Origin of the sequence: Clostridium sp. Marseille-Q5894 (genome assembly GCF_946902305.1) — a bacterium.
GTDB lineage: Bacteria > Bacillota_I > Bacilli_A > Erysipelotrichales > Coprobacillaceae > Thomasclavelia.
This window is the reverse complement of the sequence record NZ_CAMPPT010000009.1, coordinates 113661-127168: the sequence shown is the minus strand read 5'-3', so window position 1 is coordinate 127168 and position 13508 is coordinate 113661. Positions and strand designations below refer to the sequence as shown.

The 13508-nt window shown below is 30.2% G+C and carries 14 protein-coding genes; all 14 read right to left on the bottom strand.

The annotated features are described in order from the left end of the window. Positions 1 to 59: 59 nt before the first annotated feature. Complete coding sequence (gene recO, locus OC535_RS12950; protein WP_227053509.1) at positions 60 to 806, bottom strand: DNA repair protein RecO; 747 nt, start codon at positions 804 to 806, stop codon at positions 60 to 62. Further along, entirely contained in the window at positions 796 to 1686 is an 891-nt protein-coding gene (era, locus tag OC535_RS12945; RefSeq protein ID WP_024722297.1) for a GTPase Era, read from the bottom strand. Before era ends, recO begins: the two co-directional genes overlap by 11 nt. Continuing rightward, positions 1686 to 2081, bottom strand: coding sequence for a cytidine deaminase (gene cdd / locus OC535_RS12940; protein WP_024722298.1), 396 nt, complete (start codon positions 2079 to 2081; stop codon positions 1686 to 1688). The genes era and cdd overlap by 1 nt, the downstream gene beginning before the upstream one ends. A gap of 2 nt (positions 2082 to 2083) precedes the next feature. Continuing rightward, on the bottom strand, positions 2084 to 2542 hold the full coding sequence (gene ybeY, locus OC535_RS12935; protein WP_024722299.1) for an rRNA maturation RNase YbeY: 459 nt from the start codon (positions 2540 to 2542) through the stop codon (positions 2084 to 2086). A gap of 9 nt (positions 2543 to 2551) precedes the next feature. After that, positions 2552 to 3547, bottom strand: a complete 996-nt coding sequence (locus OC535_RS12930; RefSeq protein WP_498824001.1) for a PD-(D/E)XK nuclease family transposase — start codon at positions 3545 to 3547, stop codon at positions 2552 to 2554. Between the two features lie 66 nt (positions 3548 to 3613). After that, the gene (locus OC535_RS12925; protein ID WP_498824000.1) at positions 3614 to 5653 is read right to left on the bottom strand and encodes a cysteine peptidase family C39 domain-containing protein; all 2040 of its coding nucleotides are present in this window, start codon (positions 5651 to 5653) and stop codon (positions 3614 to 3616) included. A gap of 85 nt (positions 5654 to 5738) precedes the next feature. Beyond that, positions 5739 to 6101, bottom strand: a complete 363-nt coding sequence (locus OC535_RS12920; RefSeq protein WP_024722302.1) for a helix-turn-helix domain-containing protein — start codon at positions 6099 to 6101, stop codon at positions 5739 to 5741. Positions 6102 to 6280: 179 nt separating this feature from the next. After that, positions 6281 to 7468, bottom strand: coding sequence for an aspartate aminotransferase family protein (locus tag OC535_RS12915; RefSeq protein WP_227053540.1), 1188 nt, complete (start codon positions 7466 to 7468; stop codon positions 6281 to 6283). A 2-nt stretch (positions 7469 to 7470) separates the two neighbouring features. After that, the gene (locus tag OC535_RS12910) at positions 7471 to 8601 is read right to left on the bottom strand and encodes a M20 metallopeptidase family protein (RefSeq protein ID WP_024722303.1); all 1131 of its coding nucleotides are present in this window, start codon (positions 8599 to 8601) and stop codon (positions 7471 to 7473) included. 9 nt (positions 8602 to 8610) lie between these two features. Beyond that, positions 8611 to 9315 carry a 2,3,4,5-tetrahydropyridine-2,6-dicarboxylate N-acetyltransferase gene (gene dapD / locus OC535_RS12905; protein WP_024722304.1) on the bottom strand — a complete coding sequence of 235 codons (705 nt, stop codon included), beginning with the start codon at positions 9313 to 9315 and terminating at the stop codon, positions 8611 to 8613. Between the two features lie 15 nt (positions 9316 to 9330). Further along, the gene (gene dapF, locus OC535_RS12900) at positions 9331 to 10164 is read right to left on the bottom strand and encodes a diaminopimelate epimerase (protein ID WP_227053541.1); all 834 of its coding nucleotides are present in this window, start codon (positions 10162 to 10164) and stop codon (positions 9331 to 9333) included. Positions 10165 to 10331: 167 nt separating this feature from the next. Beyond that, a complete protein-coding gene (locus OC535_RS12895; protein WP_498823999.1) occupies positions 10332 to 11492 on the bottom strand; it encodes a hypothetical protein in 1161 nt (386 codons plus the stop codon). Position 11493: 1 nt separating this feature from the next. Next, positions 11494 to 12975, bottom strand: a complete 1482-nt coding sequence (locus tag OC535_RS12890) for a DUF3502 domain-containing protein (RefSeq protein ID WP_498823998.1) — start codon at positions 12973 to 12975, stop codon at positions 11494 to 11496. A 98-nt stretch (positions 12976 to 13073) separates the two neighbouring features. Further along, positions 13074 to 13340 (bottom strand): hypothetical protein, encoded by a 267-nt coding sequence (locus OC535_RS12885; RefSeq protein WP_024722309.1) that lies wholly within the window; start codon positions 13338 to 13340, stop codon positions 13074 to 13076. Between the last annotated feature and the right edge of the window lie 168 nt (positions 13341 to 13508).

The window sequence follows — 13508 nt, the reverse complement described above, 5'->3', positions numbered from 1 at the left end:
ACTTTTGTCTATTTTTCATATTTAGTTAATATTTTTAGTTTATAATGTGTAGCTCTCATTTACAAATTATTGATTTGACGAATAAATTTACGACTTTGAAAAGTCAATCCTGTAAATTCATCTATATATGTATCCATGATCTCTATCAATTGATAAATCACATCTTCTTCTAAGTGCAATTTATCAATATTTTCTAATTTACAAATATTAATATAACGAAAACCTTTTAAAACATCTACTGATAACTTTCGATCATATAAACCAATACAATTTTGACAAACAAATCCACCGCCATGTATAGAAATACCAGCAATATGATCTTGTCTATTACAGTGTACGCATTGTTCAACTTCTAATCCTGATCCTGTTATTTCTAAAATAAAAGCATTAAATAATAAATATACTAATTTTGGATCATAGCCATTTTCCAAATATTTCAAAGCTAACGATAGATTATGATAACATTCATAATCAGGATCATTATCCTTAGTATATTTATAAACAAACTCCACACAATAACTTGCATATGTTTCTAATTCAATGTCTTCTTTAATATGACGAAAATATTCTATCGGTGAAGCCTTTATTAATGTCGATAAACCCGTTCTAGGTATAAAGATAAAATCAGATAATGTTATCGTTTGACAAGCTGGGGCATTTTTACTCTTTAATTTCTTAACCCCTCGCGCAATTAAAGCCATTTTTCCATAATCTTTAGTATATATCCATACCAGCATATCATTTTCTTTATAAGATTTATTTTTTAATACAAATCCAATAACACTTTCTTCTCCATTAGTAGTCATCTTCGTTATAACCAAATTCTTTTAAATATTTTTGTTTATTACGCCAATTATTTTCAACTTTTACAAATAATTCTAAATGCACCGGTACTTGTAAAAAACGCTTCATCTCACGTTGAGCATTTAAGCGAATCTTTTTGATCATCGAACCTTGTTTACCAACAATAATTCCCTTTTGACTTTTACGATCACAAACGATCGTTGCAATTATTTCAACTCCATCTTCATCTTCAAGCATTCTCTCAACTACAATAGCAACACTATGAGGTACTTCTTCTCTAGTAAAATATAAAATTTTCTCTCTAATAAATTCGGCCATTACAAAACGCTCCGGATGATCTGTCAAATGATCTTTAGGATAATACATATTACCCTCAGGTAAATATTTTTTTATCGTATTCAATAATAAATCAATATTATCATTATCTTTTGCACTAACCGGAACAATCTCTTTAAAATCAAATAATGTCTGCCATTCTTGAAGTTTTAAGACTAATTCCTCTTTACTAACGGTATCGATCTTACTTAAAACCAAAAATACCGGACCATCTGCTTCTTTTAATCTTTCAACAATAAACTTATCGCCACGACCGATCTTTTCATTGGCCGGAGCCAAAAACAATACTATGTCAACTCCAAAAATACTATTTAAAGCAGTTGAATTCATAAAAGTTCCTAAACGATCCTGGGGTTTATGAATTCCTGGGGTGTCCATAAAAATAATTTGTGCATCATCATCAGTATGAATTCCTTGAATCGTATTTCTTGTTGTTTGAGCAACATCTGACATAATTGCCAGCTTAGTTTCTAATATACAATTTAATAATGTTGATTTTCCAACATTAGGACGACCAACTATACTTACAAATCCTGATTTAAACATTATAAATTCTCCTCTGTAAAGGCCATTGGTAATAGCTCTTTAATTGTCATTATTTTATATCCCTGACGATTAGCCAAGATAATTTGACACTCATCAGGAATTAGTTCTTTTAATACTTGACGACATGCTCCACACGGTGAAACGATCGTCGCACTATCAGCTGCGATTGCTAATAACTTAATATCTTTTTTAGTATATCCATTGCAATATGCTCCATACACAGCATTTCGTTCCGCGCACATCGTTGAACCATAGGCAGCATTTTCAATATTAGCCCCCATGAAATACTTTCCATCATTCATTTCAACACAGGCTCCTACTTTAAATTTTGAATATGGAGAATACGAATTTTCACTTGCCACAAAAGCTTTTTCAATAATTGTTTGATGATCCATATTTATCTTCCTATCGCCAAAGCTTCTAAAATAGCTTTTTGCATGGCAATCATTTCCTTTTCATCTTCAGCTTCCATATGATCAAATCCTAATAAATGTAGTAAACCATGGGTAAATAAAAAACACATTTCCCTTTTTAAACTATGACCATATTCTTCAGCCTGCATTTTTGCATGATCAATTGAAATAAAAATATCACCAAGACTTCTTGGCATCCCTGACACATAATACTGCTCGTTGTCTTCCAATGCAAAACTAATTACATCTGTGGAACGATCAATATTACGATATTCTTTATTAATTTCATGAATCTTTTGATCATCAACTAAAATACACGATAATTCTAAATCCTCATCAATTTCTAACTGATTAACTGTTTCTTTAATAATTTCTAAATAAATTTGTTGATAATCTTCATCAAATCCTTCTACTTCATTTACCAATGCAAAATCTATTTCCATTACTTTACCTCACTTCAAAAAATATTCCTCTTCTATTTTTTTCTTAAACATTGCAAAATCATCTTCTTCAAATATATATTTATATATTAATTCTATTTGCTCTTCATTCAAACCCTCTACCCATTTACTACAATCTTTTTGATATCTTCCCTTAAGTAATTCAATACAATTATTCTTGTTTCTTTTAATTTCCTGTTTACGGCCAATTCCGATTCCTTGTTCAATACCCTGCTCGATGCCTTTTTTGATTCCTTCTTCGATTCTTTTGGCTGTCTTTTCTTCGCGTTCCATCTCTAAGGATTCAGTTCTAAGCTTCGCTAACGCTAACTGGTTCGCTAATGACCATATCGGCTCATTACTTCTAAACTTGTCATACATCTTTATCACCATCTCCACTATATCTTCTTCTCTTTCCTTCATTATAGCAGTGTATTCATTTTTTATAAACAAATAACATAATCTTTCTAGATCATTTAATCCTGCGATTCCTTTTTCCTTGATGATCTTATCGATATGTCTCATCTTGATAAAATAGCGGTAGTTGAGATTTTCTTTTTCCAGCTCTCCCTGATCATCTCGAAACGCATAATCTTTGATCAAACGATCATCATCTTCATTGATAAAGATGATTTGATATACCGGTCTTAGCTGATGATATTTTTCACCGGTATCGATCTGTTCTACTAACAGTCTGGCACCATAGAACTGAAAGCGGGTGCTTTCGCTATTACTGTTGCCAGCCATCTGCATCTCGATATCAATGATTCGGCCCTTTTCATCAACAGCACAGATATCAAGGATGATATTTTTAGCGAGGACCGTATTTTGATTGATTTCGGGATTTTTAACGATCATCTGTTGGCAGTCAAGATGAGTGACAGATTTAACGATGAACTTTCTCAGTTTTATAGATTCTAAAGTATCTCTGGAAAGCAGATATTTAAAAAACAGGTCATTACTAAAGCGAACATTGTTATTATCGATAATAGTTTTTTCATGAATCATATTTTTTCCTCCTCATTATCTTTTACAATCTAAAAAGGAGAATTACTTCAAAAATTTCATTAAATATTAAGAAATTTTTCCGTCTTTTATTATAACACAGTCATAAAATTGATTCACTAATTTTGTTTGATGGGCAACGATGATCACAATTATTTCCTTTCTACAATTACGAAGATAATTTAAAATCTTTTCAACCCGATAATCATCTACATTACTCAAAGCTTCATCTAACACCAAAACATCTGGATTTAATATTAAAGCTCTAATGATCATCATGATTTGTTGTTGTCCTGATGATAACGGTCTACCCTCTACATCAATTGTCATTTCTAATTGATCAATAAATTGATCAACTGCAAACTCTCTTAATAATTCTTCTAATAAATAATTTTTTTTACTTTTTAAAAGGAGATTAAAACGTAAAGATTCTTGATAAAAAATTGGTTCCTTATCTAAATAAATAATTTTTTGATACAGCGAATTAGGATCAATATTAACCAGTGGTATCCCGTTGATCAATATCCGGCCTTTAATTAAATCATCATGTTTCATCAACAGTCTTAATAATGTCGACTTACCAGCACCAGTGTTGCCTTTTAACCATATCGAATCTTTTATAACTAGATCCAAATGATCAATGATCGGTTTACTATAGCCATAGCTATATGTAATATGATCAAACTTAATTTCCTTTATCTTACCTTTTATTTTCAACTTTCGTTCCTTTTTATCTGGTACAATTTCTTTATAACGCTCATATAAGATCATAATTTCATCTTTTTCAATAATGAATGCAATTACATTGAATAATGGCTCGATCAAATATGTTGTCAACATATAGAAAAAGACAATATCACCAATATTAATATACCCGTTTTTATAATAGTAAGCAGCTATCATAACAACTAAAAAAGCTAATCCTTGAATCAATAACTCACTAATGATATTTAGATCATTTAAACTTTTATCTCGCCAATAAACATTATAATTATACTCATCAAATAAGTAATTTATCTTTTCTTTAGTAAATTGTTTTAAAAAAAACTGATGACTGTTATAAAAATTTTTTAAATATTCTAAATATCCTTGATTCATCTGCTCTTGACTAGTAACAATTTTCTTATTTAATCTATTTAATCTTTTCATTCCTTTTGTTATAACGATTGCAATCATAATTAAAACAATTATTACCACTGATCCAATCTGTAAAGAAAAAAGTAGTATTGCAATAATAACCCCACTCATTAAAACCAGATCCATAAATATCGTAAGATAAAGATGAATAAAAAAATCACTTAAAGAATACAAGTTTTGAACTTTAGTTAACAATACTCCCTCTTGATTACAATTAAAATACTTAAAAGGCAGTTCCAGCATATTAATAACCGTTTTATTTACATACTCATAATTCAGTTTCTTTTGGATCTCAATCTCCAAATTTTTACGCTGATAACACATGATGATCCTAATTCCAGCTACAAATATAAAAACTGCACTAAAGCCCATAATAAAATAAAAATCCACTTCATCAAGCATATTGATCAATCCTTGAAAATAAAATGAACCAATTATACTACAAAGTGATATCACTACTGCTTTCATTAATAACTTAATAATATTATAATAACTATCCTTTAAATGCTTGATTATAAATTCTTTAAATCCTACTTCTTTTTGATTTTTCTTAATAATATATCTTCCTACATGTTCAATACAAATGCAAACTCCAGTAAATACTTTTTCAACTTCTTTTTCAGTTAATTTAACTAATCCTTGAGCCGGGTCTCCAATTAAAAGATATTTTTTAGTTATTTGATACAAAACTACAAAATGTGTCATATTTTCATTAATAATATGTATTATACAAGGCAACTTAGCTTCACTTAATAATGTTTTCAAATCACATTCATACGCTTTAGCATCAAAATGATACGACTTCAAACAACATATTAGTCCATATACACTAATTCCTTCACTCGTTAAACGACAGCGCTCTTTTATTTCCTTTGTCTTTATATCATAATGATAATATTTTAAAATCATTTTAATACAATATGCTCCACAGCTATAATTATTATCTTGTCTATATATTGGATATCTACGCATATTAAAACCTCCTATTATCATTTACTACTAAAAAAGATAAATTACTTCTTTTTAGCTTGAAAATGTTAATAAAAGATATAATATTCTACATCTTAAATCTATTTCTTATTATTTTTTCACGACGCATAGCTTCCTTGGCGGCCTTTAATATCTCCACTAACAATCTAATCTCATATTCATCACAATCTCTAAATATTTCTTTTGCTTCGCCTTCAAATATTATTTTTGTATTCAATACATTATCACATAAAAGTGTATCTACAGAAATAGAAAGCGCATTTGCAATTGCAATCAATGTTGGCAAGCTAACTTTTGTTTTTCCTGTTTCAATATTACTCATATGCGCAGGGGTCACATCAATTAGATATGAAAGAAATTCCTGAGTCATCCCCATTTTGATTCTTGCACTTTTCACCCTTCGTCCAATTGCTTTATAATCTATCTCCACAAATACTACTCCCTTCTTATTTTATATTTTAACCATTCAAAGGCAGTAATATAACAGGCTGTGTAAATGATTATTGCATACAGTATAATTTTTGAAATTTTAAAATCAACAATTTTTATTTTAAGATATCATTTAAATTTTGATATCAAAAAAAGATTCTTATCAAATAAGAATCTCATTTAACTATTCACTTCTTCAATTACTTCCGTAAAGATTTTTATCATTGCATCAACATCTTTTTCTTCGATAATAAATGGTGGCAGCATTCTGATCACATTACTACCTGCCGTAATTAAAATCAAACCTTTATCCAAAGCTTTTTGAATATATGGCTTGATAGGATGAACAAATTCCAATCCAATCATCAAACCTAACCCACGACGTTCTTTGATACAATCATACTTTTCTACTAGTTCATCCAATTTAGCAATCAAATACTCACTAATGTCCTGGACATGTTCCAACATTTTTTTCTCTTCAATAATTTTAAAAACAGTTTTACAAGCACATCCGGCCATCGGATTACCACCATAAGTAGAACCATGATCACCAGGTTTTAAAGCCGAACCAACTTTTTCATTGGCAACAAAGGCTCCCATTGGAAAACCAGCTCCGATTCCTTTAGCTAAACAAACAACATCCGGCATGATTCCGTATTGGAAATAAGTCATGATCGTTCCTGTTCTCCCCATACCACATTGAACTTCATCAAGAATCATGACAATGTCATGCTCATCACAAAGATTTCTAATTCCCTGCATGAATTCTTGAGAACAAACATGAATTCCCCCTTCACCTTGAACTGGTTCTAAGATGATTGCTGCGGTCCGTGGTGTAATTAATTTTTTAACTGATTCTAAATCATTGATTTCACCATATTTAACACCTTCGATCAAAGGTCCAAAAGCTGTTTGATAGGCTGGGGTTCCTGTTAAAGTAACAGAACCTGTAGAACGACCGTGAAAAGAATGTTTCAAACTGATGATTTCACTATCGGCTTTGCCATGTTTTTCATAATAATATTTACGTGCTAATTTCAAAGCTCCCTCTGTCGCTTCTGTTCCACTATTAGTAAAAAATACTTGATCTAATTTAGTTGCTTTAATTACCGCTTCGGCTGCTTCAATTGCTTCTACACTATTAAAATAATTAGAAATATGCATCAAACGATGTACCTGCTTAGCTAAAGCATCAGTATAAGGCTGATAATCATAACCAAATGAATTAACCCCTATTCCAGAATAAAAATCTAAATATTTTTTCCCATTAACATCATAAAGATAAACACCTTTACCATGATCAAAAGTAACATCGAATCTGCCATAAGCTTTCATTAAAGCATTATTAGCTCTATCATAATAATTCATTTTTAATCCCCCAATTTAATCTTTGACGCTAGACAGTAATATAATTCCACTGCCTGCATCAAGACTTCTTCATTAAAATTAAATGTCTCTGTATGCAAACCACTTGAATATTTGGCTGTTTTAGTTCCTACATAAAAGAAAATTCCCGGAACTTCCCTTTGGTAGAAAGCAAAATCCTCAGCTAGCATCAATGGTTCTTTTAATTCTTCATAATTCTTACCAGCCAGAGCAACAAACTGTCGATACAAATCATAATCATTTAAAACTGGTGGATACATCGGTGGACAGCTAAATTCAATTTTACAGCCATAACTTTCTTCCATTCCATGATTGATAGCTTGCATCGTATCTACGATCTTTTTAAAGACCGCTTCGCTATAGGTTCTAACAGTTCCTTTAAATGTTGTTTTATCAGCGACAATATTTCTTACTGTCCCGCCATTAATTTCACCAATATTGATAACACAGCTTTCAACTGGTGAAATAACTCGAGAAATAATATTTTGATACTGACAAATAATTGAACTAGCGATCACAATTGCATCTACCCCTAAATGATATAATCCCGCATGAGCACTTTTACCAACAACTGTAACATCAAGTTCACCATTTTGAGCCATTAAAGGTCCTGGACGACAAGCAATTTTACCTTCATCGATCGTCGGCATTAAATGAAGTCCAAAAATAGCTTTTACCTGATATTTATCTAATATCCCTTCTTCAACCAGCAGCTTAGCCCCTCCAGGAGCTTCTTCAGCTGGCTGAAAAATTAATAAGATATTATGGTTAAAAGAACTAGGCTGATCTTTTAACTTTTTAGCCAGTCCTAAAAGGGCCGCCATATGTCCATCATGACCACAGGCATGCATATAACCCTCATGTTTAGAAGCAAAACAACAATTTGTTTGTTCTTTTATTTTTAAAGCATCAATATCACTACGGAAAGCTAAAGTCTGATCATAACCGTTATCAATATATACTAAAACACCTGTTTCTAATATTGAGATTGGCTGATAACCCATTTTGAGCAGTTCCGTTTTAAGATAATTAGAAGTTTTATACTCTTGTAAACCCAGCTCAGGGATCTGATGTAATTCCTGACGCCATTTCTTTATTTGTTCTAAAGCGTCCATATCTATCTCCTAAAGTTTTCTTAAATCATCCATTAATTGAGTTTTACCCTCAGTTTTTTCATCTTTTTTCTCTTTAATGATTCTAGCCGGATTTCCTACCACAACAGCACCAGCAGGAACATCTTCAGTTACGATCGATCCCGCTCCAACAACAGCACCTTTACCAATATGAACCCCTTCAATAACTACGGCATTAGCACCAATTAAAACATCATCTTCTAAAATTACTGGAGTAGCACTAGGTGGTTCAATAACTCCTGCTAAAACTGCTCCTGCCCCAACGTGACAATGCTTTCCAACTTCAACTCGGCCACCAAGAACGGCACCCATATCGATCATTGTTCCTTCACCAATTTTAACACCAATATTAATTACTGCTCCCATCATAATAACGGCATTGTCACCAATCGTTACATGTTCTCTAATAAAAGCTCCTGGTTCAATACGCGCATTGATATTTGTCATATCTAATAGTGGAATTGCACTATTACGACGATCTTGTTCTAAATATGAATCTGTGATCATTTCTTTATTTGCTTCCATATAAGCTTTAATAGCATCTAAATCACCAATACAAACTTTACTTTCATTACCACCAAACATTTTAAACTCTGTTGCTTCCGGTAAATTTTTACCTTTCAAATACACTTTTACTGGTGTTTGCTTTTTAGCATCGCCAATAAATTTAATAATTTCTTCTGCACTATTCAACATATTTTCTCTCCTTTTCTATATTTCAATTGTTCCTTCAAATACATTAACAGCTGGTCCTGACATCATGATCGTACCATTAATATATTCAATTTCTAAACAACCGCCTAATAATTCGACTGTAACTTTATCTTTAGTATAGTTATTTAAATAACTAGCATACATCACAGCACAAGCTCCTGTACCACAGGCCATTGTTTCACCAGAACCACGTTCCCAAACACGCATTTTTACATAGTGATCATTAACTACTTTCACAAATTCAGTATTAACACTTTCAGGAAATAATTCATGATGTTCAAAAACAGGACCAATTTTCTTTAAATCCAACGTCTCTAAATCATCTACAAATGTTACTGTATGCGGATTTCCCATGGAAATCGTTGTTAAAGGGTAATCATGATCACCGATCGTTACTACCTCATTGATCATTGTTTCACTATCATAAGTACATGGAATATCTTTACATGTCAATATTGGTTTACCCATATCAACTTTGGCACCCACACATTTATCATCTTTAAACAACAATTCTACCACTCTTAGTCCTGATTTAGTTTCCACTTTCAATACACGTTTATCACTTAATTGATGATCATAAATAAATTTCGCAAAACAGCGGATACCATTACCACACATCATTGCTTCACTGCCATCAAGATTAAACATTCTCATTTTAAAATCATATTTATCTGATGGCAAGATCACGATCATACCATCACTGCCAATTCCAAAATGACGATCACTGATCTTAGTGATAAATTCTTTGTCCATGGGAATTTCCTGGTTTATCCCATCAAAATATATGTAATCATTACCAAGGCCTTCCATTTTTGTAAAATGTAACTGCATAATTCCCCTCCTTTTCATGTATTTACAAGATTTTATCAAAACAATGACTTTTTTTCAATTCTTAGATAACATTTTAGTTAAATAAAATATGGGGAATTATTGATTCCCATATCAAAATCATTTATTTACCACAAATCATTAAAACTATAAACAACTCATCAACTATCCTAATAAGCACCAATAATCTTTTTATTTCCTTTTATATAATCAGATTTTAAAATAAAGCCATGTTTCATTTCATCATCTTCTAAATATGCTATATAATAATAATCCTTCGCATCTCCAAATATGACTACATTTTCGATTTTATTCATGCTTATTTTTTTAGATTCTGCTGTTTTTAGATCCAGTGCATAATATTGATCAGTTCCTTCTTCTTGATATATCCATTCATCTTCACTTAAAATTGGATATTCTTTTGTTGTTGCTATGATTTCAGTTTTATAGTCTGGTAAAGTATATTTTGAAATTGTATAGATTTTTTCACTATTAAAATCATCTGCTATTAAATTTTGAGCTTCTAGTGCTAAGAAGATATCTTCATTTAGTTGTCCTTTAATAATATATTTATCTTTCAAAACAGCTGTTAATTCTCCTGTTTTTAGATCATATACATAGTTTTCGTTATTTTCATTAACATCTTTAAAATTTGTTCCATCAAAATAGTTGTCAAAATAAGTATAATTTAAATAAATCTTATTTTCATCAGCGGCAATAATTTTTAAGGAATTATTAAAATTATTTTTAGACTCCGTTAATTTTTCCTCTTTACCACTTTTTAAATCAATCGCTAAAAGATAACAATTATGTTTTGGTTCTTCAACTATTGCGCCACTTTCCGATTCGGTAAAAACAACTTCATCAATCGCAAAATAAGCTATCTCTTTAATCACTGCAAATGATAAGATCATAGTACTATTTATTTTAACGATTTCTTTTTGATTACTTCGATCTAAATTTGATTCAATCAACGAATATCTTTTTTCTATATCATCATTTTTAATAATCACATATAATTTATTATTACAAACAAAACCAGTACCTAAGCCAATATAAGCTTCTGAATCTTCTTTTAATTCTGTTTCCATTTTACAATTAGCTTTACTGCATACAAGAACATCTTTTTTACTTTCATAATCAAAAAAATATAAATATCCACTATTATTAGTATGATAAAAGCCATCATCCGTCGAAAATTCTAATGTTCCAAACTGTTCATATACTTGCACATTATCATCATTTGAATTTTCCGTATTTGTACTACAGCCACTTATAAAGAAAACAAATAAAAGTATTATAATCGTAATTTTTTTAACCGAATCAAGCATTTTATTTACCTTCCTTTAACCATTTTTGATATTGGCGATTGGCTTCATCAACTATTTTTTGCATTCCGGCATCATCAAGCTCTTCATTTAAACCTTTTAAAAAAGTATCTAAATCATCTATATCTAACTCATATATTTTATTTGTCCATTCACTATCTGTCAAAGTATTAAAGTATGCTGATAGTATATCATTTGTTGTTGCAATTTCCGTAATTACAGGATCAGCATCAAACCTAAAACCTTTAGGAAAATTATCGCCATATGTTGAATAAAACCAATTTGAGTAGGCAACTTTATCATCTTCTTCATAAATAGAAGAATAAGTAATTTTTGGATTTGTATACTGATATCCTGATATTCGTAAACCTAGACTTGATGTAGTTACTGTAATACGATTATTTTCATCAAGTTCATAATCCTGTCCTTCAGTTCCATATTGAATTAAATTAGCTATATCTTTATCTGTAAATAATTTTAAAAGAAAATCTTTTGCATTTTCAACATTTTCTGACCAAGATGCAATTGCTGTTTTATTATCGCCCCAATATAATTCCATATCTGGTATAGATCCATCTGGCACTACGATATAATCTTTTGATGATTCTGATAAATATGTAAATTTATCATATCTGCTGATACTTTTTTCAGGTAACTTAACAAATGGGACAACACTTTCATCATCGTCTAAATTTATTAGATCCTGCTGTTTTAAAGAAAGCCACTGATTCAATACATCTTTATACTCTTTTGATTTACTTAATGAAATAAATCCTTCATCTTTTTTCCATGCTAAATTATTTGTTGGAGGAACTGTCCATAATCCTGTCTTTCCAACACTAAAGCCCATCTCTTTAACAGGTTTTTCGTTAGTTTCTTTTTTTACTTTATTCAATAAATCGATATTATCAAATAAATTACTTTCAATATTTTCGGGATTTATTCCATATTCATCTAAGATCTCTTTTTGATACATAATGCCAAATGTAGAAGGAACATTACTTGAGATTCCATATAATTTGTTATCTATTTTTGATAATTCAAAATCATAATCAGTTAAAAATTTTTCTAAAACCTTCCCATTTTCCTCTTTCCAATCATCTAAATCCATAAGTAATTCATTATCAACCGCACATCTATATGTATTATTCCATTCTGTTAATTTATCTCCTTCTACTTCTGGAAGTATTGTTATAACATCTGTTTGTTGTCTACTTTTTTTAAGTTCTGTTAACTCCACAATCTGATTATTCTCTCCTTTATTACTAAAAGGAATAATTTTTACTTGATACTGCACCCCTTTTTCTTTTAATAATTCATTAAGGGGCTTTTCCCAAATTTCAATCATTTCAGCTGTCATCTCTTTATAATTACCAATAGCAGCAATTCTCCAAACAACAGTTTTAGTATCAATATTTGTCTTTTTTGTACATCCCATTATTTGAAAACATAATACAAAACTTAAAAATATTAATATTTTCTTCATTCTATTTCTCTTTGTCATAATCGTATTTCCCTTTTTCAAATTATTTTTAAAAACTTAATTAATATTAAAGAGCTGACTTTTGATCAGCCCTTTATATTTCAAATCAAGCTAAACAACTCAATAACTATACCTATTGAACAAGCAATATATATCATGGCTATTAACGCATAAACTATCTTTTTAGTTTTAGAAAAATTATCTTTTATATACCACATATGTACTAGTCTTTCTATAAAAAACAGTAAACTGAAACAAATAAATATTATTCTATTTCTTTCTAGGAAGAAAAAGGGGATCAATACAATATAAACAAATGCTATTTTTGAAAAAAAACTATCAAACTTTAAAAAATTTTCTCTATTCATAATTTCCTCCTTTTCTGTCTATCTTCATTGATTAGACACATTCATTTCAATTTATGATATGACCAAGTAATTCATTATTCATGTTTCCCTCGGTTAATAACAAATCTTATTTTCACTCTCACTTCGCAAAAAATTCTTTTAATTCACTAGATAATTCTTCTCAATTCA

Excerpts from the sequence above, each read along its gene's own strand:
- recO (WP_227053509.1), bottom strand. The coding sequence starts at position 806 with ATGACTACTAATGGAGAAGAAAGTGTTATTGGATTTGTATTAAAAAAT.
- era (WP_024722297.1), bottom strand. The coding sequence starts at position 1,686 with ATGTTTAAATCAGGATTTGTAAGTATAGTTGGTCGTCCTAATGTTGGA.
- cdd (WP_024722298.1), bottom strand. The coding sequence starts at position 2,081 with ATGGATCATCAAACAATTATTGAAAAAGCTTTTGTGGCAAGTGAAAAT.
- ybeY (WP_024722299.1), bottom strand. The coding sequence starts at position 2,542 with ATGGAAATAGATTTTGCATTGGTAAATGAAGTAGAAGGATTTGATGAA.
- OC535_RS12930 (WP_498824001.1), bottom strand. The coding sequence starts at position 3,547 with ATGATTCATGAAAAAACTATTATCGATAATAACAATGTTCGCTTTAGT.
- OC535_RS12925 (WP_498824000.1), bottom strand. The coding sequence starts at position 5,653 with ATGCGTAGATATCCAATATATAGACAAGATAATAATTATAGCTGTGGA.
- OC535_RS12915 (WP_227053540.1), bottom strand. The coding sequence starts at position 7,468 with ATGAATTATTATGATAGAGCTAATAATGCTTTAATGAAAGCTTATGGC.
- OC535_RS12910 (WP_024722303.1), bottom strand. The coding sequence starts at position 8,601 with ATGGACGCTTTAGAACAAATAAAGAAATGGCGTCAGGAATTACATCAG.
- dapD (WP_024722304.1), bottom strand. The coding sequence starts at position 9,315 with ATGTTGAATAGTGCAGAAGAAATTATTAAATTTATTGGCGATGCTAAA.
- dapF (WP_227053541.1), bottom strand. The coding sequence starts at position 10,164 with ATGCAGTTACATTTTACAAAAATGGAAGGCCTTGGTAATGATTACATA.
- OC535_RS12895 (WP_498823999.1), bottom strand. The coding sequence starts at position 11,492 with ATGCTTGATTCGGTTAAAAAAATTACGATTATAATACTTTTATTTGTT.
- OC535_RS12890 (WP_498823998.1), bottom strand. The coding sequence starts at position 12,975 with ATGAAGAAAATATTAATATTTTTAAGTTTTGTATTATGTTTTCAAATA.
- OC535_RS12885 (WP_024722309.1), bottom strand. The coding sequence starts at position 13,340 with ATGAATAGAGAAAATTTTTTAAAGTTTGATAGTTTTTTTTCAAAAATA.